The organism is Actinophytocola sp., from assembly GCF_050699935.1.
Classification (GTDB): Bacteria; Actinomycetota; Actinomycetes; order Mycobacteriales; family Pseudonocardiaceae; genus Actinophytocola.
In genome coordinates this window covers 1-10986 of sequence record NZ_JBOHGB010000199.1, presented here as the reverse complement: position 1 = coordinate 10986, position 10986 = coordinate 1, and the positions used below count along the sequence as shown (strand labels likewise).

Annotated in this window: 11 protein-coding genes; 7 read left to right on the top strand and 4 right to left on the bottom strand. The window is 67.4% G+C overall.

The annotated features are described in order from the left end of the window. From ACRDTB_RS35025 to ACRDTB_RS35010, 4 genes are all read right to left on the bottom strand, one after another. Positions 1-623, bottom strand: a 623-nt coding sequence (locus tag ACRDTB_RS35025; protein WP_431436538.1) for a hypothetical protein, incomplete at its 3' end; no start/stop codon positions are given. Further along, positions 620-1744: a M24 family metallopeptidase gene (locus ACRDTB_RS35020; RefSeq protein ID WP_431436537.1), complete on the bottom strand. Its 1125-nt coding sequence runs from the start codon at positions 1742-1744 to the stop codon at positions 620-622. The genes ACRDTB_RS35025 and ACRDTB_RS35020, both read right to left, overlap by 4 nt. 12 nt (positions 1745-1756) lie before the next feature. Then, positions 1757-2113, bottom strand: a complete 357-nt coding sequence (locus tag ACRDTB_RS35015; protein ID WP_431436536.1) for a VOC family protein — start codon at positions 2111-2113, stop codon at positions 1757-1759. A 311-nt stretch (positions 2114-2424) separates the two neighbouring features. Then, positions 2425-3084: a GntR family transcriptional regulator gene (locus ACRDTB_RS35010; RefSeq protein ID WP_431436535.1), complete on the bottom strand. Its 660-nt coding sequence runs from the start codon at positions 3082-3084 to the stop codon at positions 2425-2427. A 602-nt stretch (positions 3085-3686) separates the two neighbouring features. Between ACRDTB_RS35010 and ACRDTB_RS35005 the strand changes: the two genes are divergently transcribed. The 7 genes from ACRDTB_RS35005 to ACRDTB_RS34975 form a co-directional block, all read left to right on the top strand. Further along, positions 3687-4058: a cupin domain-containing protein gene (locus ACRDTB_RS35005; RefSeq protein WP_431436534.1), complete on the top strand. Its 372-nt coding sequence runs from the start codon at positions 3687-3689 to the stop codon at positions 4056-4058. A gap of 133 nt (positions 4059-4191) precedes the next feature. Beyond that, complete coding sequence (locus ACRDTB_RS35000) at positions 4192-5292, top strand: ABC transporter substrate-binding protein (protein ID WP_431436533.1); 1101 nt, start codon at positions 4192-4194, stop codon at positions 5290-5292. Then, the gene (locus ACRDTB_RS34995; RefSeq protein ID WP_431436532.1) at positions 5293-6501 is read left to right on the top strand and encodes an ABC transporter ATP-binding protein; all 1209 of its coding nucleotides are present in this window, start codon (positions 5293-5295) and stop codon (positions 6499-6501) included. It begins immediately after the preceding gene. 46 nt (positions 6502-6547) lie between these two features. Continuing rightward, positions 6548-8311 carry an ABC transporter permease gene (locus tag ACRDTB_RS34990; protein ID WP_431436531.1) on the top strand — a complete coding sequence of 588 codons (1764 nt, stop codon included), beginning with the start codon at positions 6548-6550 and terminating at the stop codon, positions 8309-8311. Further along, complete coding sequence (locus ACRDTB_RS34985) at positions 8308-9216, top strand: fumarylacetoacetate hydrolase family protein (protein WP_431436530.1); 909 nt, start codon at positions 8308-8310, stop codon at positions 9214-9216. The genes ACRDTB_RS34990 and ACRDTB_RS34985 overlap by 4 nt, the downstream gene beginning before the upstream one ends. Positions 9217-9233: 17 nt before the next feature. Next, positions 9234-10388, top strand: coding sequence for a pyridoxal phosphate-dependent aminotransferase (locus ACRDTB_RS34980; RefSeq protein WP_431436529.1), 1155 nt, complete (start codon positions 9234-9236; stop codon positions 10386-10388). Further along, positions 10388-10986, top strand: a 599-nt coding sequence (locus ACRDTB_RS34975; RefSeq protein ID WP_431436527.1) for a hypothetical protein, incomplete at its 3' end; no start/stop codon positions are given. The genes ACRDTB_RS34980 and ACRDTB_RS34975, both read left to right, overlap by 1 nt.

Genomic DNA, 10986 nt, shown 5'->3' with positions numbered 1-10986 from the left:
ACGAGTTCGTCCACGGTGTCGGTCGGATAGATCGGGACCGACAGCTCGGCCTTCATTTTTTCGGCGAACTGGTGGCGGCGTTCGGGTCGTCGTGAGGTGACGTGGATCGACTCGAGCGGCAGCACCTCCGTGAAGACCTGAGCCACCGCGATACCGACGCCACCGGTGCCGACCAGGCCCAGGCGGGCATGGTCCGGGACGAGACTCTTGAGGGTGACCGCGACCGAGGCCGCGGTCCGAACCAGATAGTTGTAGTGCTCGTCGACCAGGGCCAGTGGCGAGGCGGTCTCGATGTCCATCAGCAACACCAACCGCGTCGCTAGCGGGGACGCGGAGCCCGAGCCGTCCGCGGCGATCCGGGATGCGCCGAGCCGGAACCCGGCGACACCCAGGTCCGGCAGGATCGCCCCTTTCGTCCGGAAGCTCGCCGTTCCACCGGCCCGCGACTCTCCGGTGTCGACCATGCGCAGGACGTGTGGCGTGCTGTAGATGACCTTGCCGGCCGCCTCGGCGTGGAACGTCCGCTCCACCTGCTCGGCCACCTCGGCGACGGTCAACACCTCCCGGCACACCCGCTCCGACACGAACACCAGATCCCGGGACGTCTGCTGATCACCGGTCACGTCAGTACGACCTGCATGGACTCGGCGCCGTCACTGAGCCGCGCACAGCCTTCCTCGGTGATGACGAGAACCTCCTCCACGTGCACCTTCTCGCCCGACGGGAGGGTGAACCGCGGCTCCATCGTCACGACCATGCCCGGCCGCAGGATCGTCTCGTCCCGCTCGCTCAGCGACGGCGGCTCGCCGGCGGCGAGGCCGAGTCCGTGGCCGATTCGCTTGCGGGCACTCACCGGCGGCAGGCCCAGGCTCTCGAGTGCCTGGTTGCACGTCCGCGCGACCTGCGAGCAGGGGACACCAGGCCGGAGCGCGTCCAGGGCGGTCGACATGAGGGTGCCGATCTTCTCCTGCGCGGCGACCTGCGCCGGCGCGGGCTCGACGAACGCCACTCGGCGCGCCACGTCGGCCTGGTAGCCGAGGTACGTGCCGCCGAAGTCGGACCAGAGCACCTCGCCGGGACGGTAGCCCTCGATGCCGGCCACCCCGTCGCCGATCGAGATGTGGCCGGCGATGTCGAACTCGGTACCGGCCAGGGTGAGCTCCACCGCGATCATCTTCCGAATCTCGGGGTTGGTCATGCCCAGCCGCAGCTGTTTGGTGACGGAGTCCCAGGCGCGCAAGCTCAACTCGCACGCGGTCCGGATGGCGTCCACCTCGAGCTCGGTCTTGACCATCCGGAGTTGCTGGAGCTGCTTGCCCGCGTCGACCAGTGTCAGCGACGGGAAGGACTCCTTGACGTCCATGAACTCCTGATAGGACAACCCGAGCCGCTCGTCCAGGCCGAGTTCCATGCCCAGGCGGCCGGTGGTCAGGCCGGCCTCCGTCAGGGTGTCCTTCACCAGCTGGGTCGGGAACGGCAGCCCGTCGTAGGTGAGGATCCGGGCGGACGGGGTGGTCGCCTCGGACTTCTTCTTGGCCGCCGCGTAGATGATGTAGGTCGGCGGGCCGGACGCCGGCAGGAACACCAGCATCGGACGCTTCTTGTCGATCTCCTTGGTCAGGTTCCCGGTCAGGTACCAGAAGTTGTACTTGTCCCCGATGAGAAGGGCGTCGAGATCGGCCTCCCTCATCGCCTTCTGTGCGCGTTCCCACCGTCGTTCGAACTCAACAGGTTCAAAGCTCATCGCGGTACATCCCTACTCGGTGAACTGGAGACGGAACCCGCCCGGATCGCGGAAGTTCGTCGTCCGGCGGCCAGTCGACTTGGTTACCTCGGCTTCGCGGTCGAAGACCACGCCGATGGACTTCAGCTGCTCCACCACCGCCATCGAGTCCTCGGCGGCGAACGCGATGTGGTTGACGCCAGGGTTGTCGGTCATCTTGAGCTTGTGCAGCTCGAAGGTGACGGAGTCGCCGGGCAGCCTGACCTCGACGGCTCCGCCGTAGTGTTCGGTGCGGCGAATCTCCTCGAATCCCATCGCCTTGAACAGGCGTAGGTACTCATCCAAGTCGTGTACGGCTATGTCGATGTGGTCCACCCGTGTGACCGGCATGAGCTTGTCCCGTCCCAACTTTCGTCGTGCGGCGCCACCCGTTCCTGAGTGCACTCGGGCGGCGTCGGGCGCGCGCGTGATCGGTTTAGACCGTGAGGTGTACGCGCCGCAATCCGTTGCGGCGTCGGCAATGTCCGCCGCGGCTGGCGACCTGGTCTGTCTACGTTGATCCGGCCGGTGATGGTGCCAAGAGCGTTGGCCCACCCAAATATATATAGATTATAGAACCCGTGCAGTCAATCGTCCGCAGCTCAGTGTGGGGAGGGATCCGTCCACCGGCGCCCGTCCGCGGGGCACGTTCGCGTGTGGTGCTACCTGGCCTGCAGCTCCTCGCGAAACCGGGCGGCCGTAAGGACATGCTCGCTCATCAGGTCCGCGGCCGCGTCCGGGTCCCGGTCCAGGACCGCGGTGATGACCTCGCCGTGCTGGGGGACCAGGACCTTGGTGAACTCGGCCCGGCTCCACAGCGTCACGGCCGGTGGGATGAGCCGCCACAGCGAGTGGATGTGCTCGGCGATGATCAGTGAACCACTCTCGTAGATCGCGAAGTGCAGTTCCTTGTTCAGCCGCGACAGCTCCGCGCCGGCAAGTTTCGTACGGGCACGGGCGAGCTGGCGGTGCAGTTTCAACAGACGCTCACCTGAGTCGTCCGCGAACCGCTCCGCCGCGACCCGGGTCGCGTGTGACTCCATCGCCGCGCGCAGCCGGTACAGGTCCTGCACGGACTGGGCGTCCATCTCGGTGACGGTCGCGCCCCGGTGTGGCGAGTAGCTGATCAGTCCCTCGGCTTCGAGCAGCCGCAAGGCCTCCCGTACCGGCGTGGGGCTGACACCGTAGCGGCTGGCCAGGTCGACCTGCCGCAGCGGCTGGCCCGTGTGGAAGAACCCGTCGGCGATCTCGTCGCGCAGACGGCGCAGGACGTAGGCGGTCTTGCTCGTCGGCGGCCCACCCTGATGATCGGCTCTGGTCATGCAGGGTCCTCACGATTTGGGGAAGGGGCGGGGAACCACGTCTTGTGCATCATATAGTCGCGTCCAGGTCGCAGCAAGATCAACTTTGTCGATCGGCCATGACTTCGTCGGGTCAGGCCATTGCGTCGAGGTCACCAATCGGTCAAGCCATGCCGACCGTCTTGACCTACGCTCGGTCTATAGTCTATAGATATTTTACGGCAGCTTACACCGCGATGTTGCGGCAGAGGCGCCGGGCCCAGAGTCGCTCAGCCTCAACGTGGACAGCCCCGGGAGGAGGCACCCGAGGAGGCAGGTCGCGACTCACCACGGTCCAGTGGTCCATCGGTCAGCTGGCCGGACCCAGGGCTCCACGCGGCGACGCGGTCGAGCCAGACCGGCTGCCCATCCCTACAGGCCTGGACGGAGGCGGGCTCGCGCACGGCGACGTGCGAGCGAGTCGACCGCGAGGACGGCGTGAACCCGTCCTGGTGGCCAATGCCCACTGTGGTCAGACGCCGGGTACCGGCGTTTGGCGCGATCGAGATCGTGCACCTGTAAGGAACAACATGACCGACGTTGCGGCTCCACGCGTCACTGTTTTCCGATACGAAACCCCTTCGTTGAGCAGATCGAAGGCCCATGTCCGGCTGTTCCGCGGTGACCTCATGCGGGCCGAGGTGCAGGTCGTCCAGGAGGGTGGCGAGAACAACCTGCACGCGCACCCGACCACCGACGGGTTCTGGATGGTTCTCGCCGGGCGGGCGAAGTTCTACACCACCGGCGACGAGCTCGTCGCAGATCTCGGTCCCCACGAGGGAGTTCACGTGCCCCGCGGTTTCCAGTACTGGTTCGAAAGCTCCGCGGAGGCTCCACTCGAGCTGCTCCACGTGTCCGCGAAGGCGCTGGGCGAGAAGGGCCCCGTTCGCGTCGATGTCGCGCCGCGGAAGAAGGACTGGAAGAACGACAAGCAATATCTGGACGGCGCGGTCTGACCCCAGGTACGGGCCATGAGCCGCATCGCTGCGCGCTGGCGGTCGCAGATGTCGGGGATCTGGGCGTCGATCCCGCCCTCACACCCAGCTCGGTTCAGCGACGAGCGGGCATTAGGCAATCTAGGAGGCTTAGGTGTCTGTCCACTTGCGAACGGGACGGCGACCACCTGTCCTGTCGATCCTTAGTGCACTGTCGGTCGTCGCGCTCGCCGCGTCCGCGTGCGGGTCCGACGACGAGAACGCGGGAGCGGGTGGCTCCGGTGGCGGAGGCGGCCCGGAGAGCGTGGCGCCGGCGCTCGACACGGTGTGCGCGGACGGTGCCGAGGAAGGGAGCCTGACCTTCTGGGGTCAGCTCGACAACGGTCCGGCCGAGGCGTTGTTCGACGGGTTCCACGAGACCTTCCCCGACATCGAGTTCCAGTACCAGCCGCTGATCACCGTCGACATCGTGCAGCGCGTCATCTCGGCCGACTCCGTGAACCGGCCGCCCGGAGTGGACATCGCGACCGGGGCGATCGAGGACTTCCTTCCGTTGACGAGCCGGGACCTGCAGGCGACGGACGTCGACTGGCAGGAGCTGGGAGTTCCGGAGGACGTCGTCGATCCCGACACCAACCTGGCCCGACTGGACCGTGTCCCGCTGGGCCTGGTGTACAACACGGACCGGGTCAGCAACCCGGACGACCTCCCGAACACCTGGGAGGAGCTGATCGACGAGAAGTGGCGAGGCCAGGTCATCGTCGATCCGAACGGTCAGCCGTTCAAGACCCTCGCGGTCGCCTGGGGTGTCGACGAGACGGTCGACTACCTGGAGCGGCTGAAGGACGTTGTGGAACCGATCGTCGTGCAGGGCGGCACCGCCGGCGCCACGGCCGTGTCCAGCGGTGAGGGCGCCATGGTGACCAACGGGCGTGAGGAGTCCTTCCGGGAGCTGGAGGCCAAGGGCGCGCCGGTCGGCATGAAGTTCCTCGACGTCGTCCCGACGAGCAACGACTGGGCGCTCGTGCTGAAGGACGCCGAGCACCCGAACGCGGCACGGTGTTTCGCCGCCTGGGTCACCTCCTCGGATCGCGCCGAGGAGATCCTGATCGAGCAGGAGTTCAAGAGCAACGACACCAGGCCGGCCACGGCGCCGCCGGACTCGGAAATCGTCAGCGTGACCACGCAGGAAGACGTGGACCGGGCCAACAAGATCGGCAAGAAGATGGTGGAGCTATTCGGCGGGGGCGGCTGAGTGATCAACGTAGAGCGCCTCACGAAGTCGTTCCGTGGCCGCAAGAACGTCGAGATCGCGGTCGACGACGTCTCGTTCTCGGTCAGGGAAGGCGAGTTCTTCACCCTGCTGGGCCCGAGCGGCTGCGGAAAGACGACCACGCTGCGGTGCATCGCGGGACTCGAACATCCCGACTCGGGAGCCATCCACCTGGGCGAGGAGACCGTGTTCCGGGACAGGGTGCTGGTGCCCAGCCACCGACGGGACATCGGCATGGTGTTCCAGAGCTACGCGGTGTGGCCGCATCTCTCGGTGTTCGAGAACGTGGCCTTCCCGCTTCGGGTGAGCCAGGAACGGATGACCCGGCACCAGGTCAAGGCGGAGGTCCGGGACGTCCTGGAACTGGTCGGGCTGCACGGTCTGGACGAGCGGATGTCCACGGACCTGTCCGGGGGCCAGCAGCAACGGCTGGCCCTCGCCCGGGCCCTGGTCCGCAAGCCCACGGTTCTCCTGCTGGACGAGCCGCTGTCCAATCTGGACGCCCGGCTCCGCGAGCGGATGCGCATGGAGCTGCGCCTCATCCAGAAGCGGACGGGGTTGACGACGCTGTTCGTCACGCACGACCAGGTCGAGGCGCTGTCCATGTCGGATCGCATGGCCGTCATGTCGGGCGGGCGGATCGTCCAGGTCGCGACGCCGCAGGAGTTCTACACCCAGCCGTCGTCGGCCTTCGTCGCGACCTTCCTCGGCGGCGTGAACCTCCTGCCGGGCAAGATCGTGCGGTTGGCACCGTGGCCGGACGGCCGCGGCACGCACGCCGTCGTCGAGGTCGCCTTCGGCGAGGTCACCGGCCTCGTCGGCAGCGAGGGCCTCGACGTCGGCGACAGCGTGGTGGCGGCGATCAGGTACGAGGACGTGCGCGTGCGTCGCGCGACGCGCGACGAGGAGCTCGAGGAGAACACGTTCCCGGGACAGGTCGCGGGCTTCCTGTACGAGGGTGCCTCGTTCGACTACCACGTCGACGTCGGCGACCACGAGATCCGGGCACGGATCGGTTCCCGCAACGAGTTTCTCGAGGACGGCGCCACGGTGGCCACGACCTTCCCCGCGAGGTACCTACGGGTGCTGACCGCGGACGACCCCGCTCACCAGGCCGCCGCGCCGGATGGTGCGGGAGCCGCGGACCAGACCGAGACGGTCCGCATCGGAGCGGACGCGGAAGCGTCATGAGACCGCGCCGCGATACCGCCGGTCAGGCCGCCGGAGGTGGCCAACCATGGCCGTAGCCCAGCAGGACAGGCCGGTACGGAGGAGCTACCCGGGCCGGTTCCGTCGTCGCCGGTCGGGACGTACGGCGTTCATCGTCATCGTGGTGGGCCTGCTGGTCTACTTCGTACTCGGGCCGCTCGCCCTGCTGGTGTTCAGCAGCTTCCGGGGCACCGACGGCGTGCTGCCGTTCGAGGAGGGCGCGTACTGGACGCTGTCCAACTTCGAGCACGTGTTCCTGTCCGGGGAGACCTACCGTCTCCTGGGGAACACGCTGTTGTTCGGCGGCGGCGCTCTGGTCGTGTGCTTCACGATCAGCATCGCGCTCGCCTGGCTGGTCGAGCGAACCGACCTGCCACTGGGGCGGATCATCGCGGTACTCGTCATCGCACAGCTCGGCATCCCCGGGTTCATCGAGACGATCTCGTGGACGTTCCTGCTGAACCCGGGAACGGGCTACGTGAACGCGCTGCTTCGGCTGTTCCCCGGAGTGGACGGCCCCGGTCCCCTCAACGTGTTCACGCTGCCCGGCATGATCTTCGTGCAGGCGATCGGCCTGGTCCCGATCACCTTCCTCCTGGTGGCAGCCGGCTTCCGGGCGATGAACGTGGCGCTGGAGGACGCCGGGCGGATGTCCGGGGCGGCTCCGTTGACCGTCGTCCGGAAGGTCACGATCCCGGTGCTCATGCCGGGGCTGCTGAGCGCCGCGGTCTACCTGTTCGTCAGCGTCGTCGAGTCCTTCGAGACGCCGTTCGTGATCGGGCTTCGCGCGGACATCCACGTGCTGAGCACCGCGATCTACTACGACGTGAAGAGCCCGTCGGGGCTGCCGAACTACGGGATAGCGAGCGGCTACAGCGTCCTGGTGATCGTTCTCGTGCTCATCCCGCTCCTGTACTACAACCACATCATCTCGAAGGCGCGGCGGTACGCCGTCGTCACCGGCAAGTCCTACCACGCCAACCGGTACCGGCTGGGCCGGGCGAAGCCGTACGTGCTGGCCGGTGTCGGGCTGTTCCTCCTGGTGGCGTTCGTGCTGCCCGTCGGTGCGCTGATCTGGACCAGCGTCCAGCCCTTCGTGGCCGCGCCGACGCTCGAAGCGTTCAGCCGGATCTCGTTCGACACGTACGGGAAGCTGCTGTCGAACGACATCGTGCTCGACGCGGCGAAGAACACGCTGTACCTGGGCGTGATCGCCGCCGTGGCCACGATGCTGCTGTCGTTCTGTACGGCATGGATCATCGTGCGGACCAAGTCGGTCGGCTCCCGGGTGGTCGACCTCCTCGCGTTCATGCCGCACGCGTTCCCCGGCGTGATCATCGGCGTCAGCATCCTGTTGCTGTACCTGTACATCCCCAACCCGATCTACGGCACCATCTGGATCATCGCGCTCGCCGTCTCGACGCAGTACCTGAGCCTGGGAACGCGCCTGATGGGCGGGAACCTGACGCAGATCGACATCGAGCTCGAATCCGCCGCGACAATGTCCGGCGCGACCTGGTCGCAGACGCTTCGCCGCATCGTCGCGCCGCTGGCGTTGCCGGCGCTGTTCAACGGTGCGTTGCTGGTCTTCCTGTCCGCAATCAAGAATCTGACGCTGCCGCTGATGCTGTACTCCGACGACAGCACCGTTCTGTCCACTTTGGTCTGGCTCCAGTGGTTCAACGGGCTGGTACCCGAAGCGGCGACGATCGGTGTGGTGATGGTCGCCATCACCGTCGCCATCAGCTTCATGCTGCGTGGTGGCCCCGAGATAGGTGGTTGGAGCAAATGAGGTTCGCAACTGTTCGGCTGGGCGAGGAGACCGTGCCGGTCCTGGTCACCCCGTCGGAAGGATTGATCTCGCTTCGCACGTTCGGGTTGGACTCGGTCCGGGAGCTGGTCGAGGCCGGGCCCGACGTGCTGGCCCAGGTCGCCGCCGGCTCCGACACCGGCTCCGACGCCGAGCCGGTCGGCACGCTCTCCGACGCGACGGCCGTCCTGCCGCCGATCCCCGATCCACGCCGGAACGTCTTCTGCGTCGGCTCGAACTACCGCACGCACATCCTCGAGGGCGACCGTCCCCGGGACGCGCCTCTCCCGCCGGTTCCGGTGATCTTCACCAAGCCCTACACGAGCCTGTCCGGTCACGGCGCGAAGGTTCCGCTGCATCCGTCCGCGACGGAGAAGGTCGACTGGGAGGCGGAGATCGCGGTCGTGGTCGGCCACGGCGGCATCAACATCGCCGAGGAGGACGTGCTGGACCACGTCTTCGGCTACGCGCTCGGCAACGACGTCAGCGCGCGTGACCTGCAACGGGCGGGCGGGGACAGCCGCCGGCAGTGGTTCAAGGGCAAGAGCCTGGACGGTCACGCGCCGATGGGGCCGACCATCGTCGCCGCCGACGAGATCCAGGACCCGGCCGGCATCGAGGTGGAGCTGCGCGTCAACGGTCAGGTACGCCAGCGGTTCCAGGCGAAGGACATGATCCACTCGATCAGCGTGATCGTGTCCTACCTCAGTCGTGGGATGCGCCTCATGCCCGGTGACATCGTCTTCACCGGCACGTCCGACGGCGTCGGTCTCTGGCACGATCCGCCGATCTTCCTGGCCGACGGTGACGTCGTCGAGATCTCCTCGCCGCAACTCGGCGTGCTGAGGAACACGTTCGTCGATGTGGACGGTTTGCCCGAGCAGTAGTCGAACAGGAGACGGAAATGCCCACGTTGCCGGGTGGCAGTTCGACACTCCGGTTGTCCGGAATTCGCGAGATCCGCCTGCTCGCCGCGAGCATGACCGACGTCATCGACCTCGCCGTCGGTGAGCCGGACCAGAACACCCCGGAGGCCATCTGCGAGGCGGCCGCACGCGCGACGCGGGCGGGCTTCACGAAGTACACGCCGGCCAACGGGCTGCCCAGCCTGCGCGCGTCTCTCGCGGAGAAGCTCAAGCGGGACAACGCGATCGTGGCTGACCCCAGCCAGATCACGGTCGGCTCCGGCGCCGTGTGCTCCCTGTCGACCAGCATCCTGGCCACCGTCGCACCGGGAGACGAGATCCTGGTGCCGGATCCGGGATGGCCCAACTACGCCACCATGATCCGCCTCGCCGGGGGCGACGCGGTGCGGTATCCGCTGTCGCCCGCCGACGGCTTCCTGCCGGACGTCGCCCAGCTCGAGAAGCTGGTGTCGCCGCGCACGCGGGTGCTGATGATCAACAATCCGGGAAACCCGACCGGTGCGGTGTTTCCGCCGGACCTCGTGCGCGAGCTCGTCGAGTTCGCCGCCGAGTACGACCTCTTCCTGCTGTCCGACGAGGTGTACGAGGACTTCGTCTACGAGGGAGCGCACGCGCCGGCGGCGTCGTTCGGTTACGAGGAGGGGATCATCTCGGTCTTCTCGTTCTCCAAGTCGTACGCGATGACGGGGTGGCGGCTGGGTTACTCGGTCGCCGCCCGCGACGTGGCCTCCGCCATCACCAAGGTTCAGGGCGGGTTGCTCTCGTGCGCCTCGACGGTGTCGCAGAAGGCGGGGGAGGCCGCGCTGGCTCTGGACCCGAGCGCGCGTGCGGCCATGCGCGAGGAGTACCGGACCCGCCGCGACGCCGTGCACGCCGAGCTGGGGGACCGGCTCGTGCTCGTGCCGCAGGGCGCGTTCTACGCCCTCGTCGATGTGTCCGACGAGCCGGCCGGCTCGACCGAGGTCGCCAGGAACCTGCTCGCCCGCGAACACGTCGCGGCCGTGCCGGGATCGGCGTTCGGTACCCGGTCCGAAGGCATGTTGCGGATCTCCTTCGCCGCGGCCCTTGACGACGTGGTCGAGGGGTGCCGGCGAATCGCGCGTCATCTGGTTCGAGAGGAGTTGGGTGGTTGATGTCCCGGGATCTGGTGTTCGTGTCGGAGCGGGTGTGCCGGGAGGTGTTGACCGTCGCCGAGGTGGCCGAGCAGGTGGAGCGGACGTTCCACGCCGAGGCGGCCGGCAAGGTCATCTACAGCACGCCACACGTCGTCCGCATGGCGCACGCGAACGGTGGTGGCGGTTCGATCGCGTGCAAGACGAAGGGGGCGATCCTGCCGGAGTTGGGCGTGGGCGGGTTCCGGCTCGGAGCGTCGCTGTTCGACGCCGACGGCTCACTCGACTCCCGGCCCGACACGACACGCCTGGTGTTGTTGATGGACATCGAGACCGCCGCGCCACTGGCCCTGGTCGACGAGACGTACAACTTCCGGATCCGCACCGCCGCCTCCGTGGCCGTCGCGCTCAAGTACCTCACGCCCGACCGTCCGCGCCTGGGCCTGGTCGGCACGGGCGAGATCGGTATCGCGGTGGCTCAGGTCTTCGCGCAGGTGCTGCCGCTCGAGTCGATCCACGTCACCTCACGACGACCCGAACGCCGCCACCAGTTCGCCGAAAAAATGAAGGCCGAGCTGTCGGTCCCGATCTATCCGACCGACACCGTGGACGAACTCGT

Excerpts from the sequence above, each read along its gene's own strand:
- ACRDTB_RS35020 (WP_431436537.1), bottom strand. The coding sequence starts at position 1,744 with ATGAGCTTTGAACCTGTTGAGTTCGAACGACGGTGGGAACGCGCACAG.
- ACRDTB_RS35015 (WP_431436536.1), bottom strand. The coding sequence starts at position 2,113 with ATGCCGGTCACACGGGTGGACCACATCGACATAGCCGTACACGACTTG.
- ACRDTB_RS35010 (WP_431436535.1), bottom strand. The coding sequence starts at position 3,084 with ATGACCAGAGCCGATCATCAGGGTGGGCCGCCGACGAGCAAGACCGCC.
- ACRDTB_RS34990 (WP_431436531.1), top strand. The coding sequence starts at position 6,548 with ATGGCCGTAGCCCAGCAGGACAGGCCGGTACGGAGGAGCTACCCGGGC.
- ACRDTB_RS34985 (WP_431436530.1), top strand. The coding sequence starts at position 8,308 with ATGAGGTTCGCAACTGTTCGGCTGGGCGAGGAGACCGTGCCGGTCCTG.
- ACRDTB_RS34980 (WP_431436529.1), top strand. The coding sequence starts at position 9,234 with ATGCCCACGTTGCCGGGTGGCAGTTCGACACTCCGGTTGTCCGGAATT.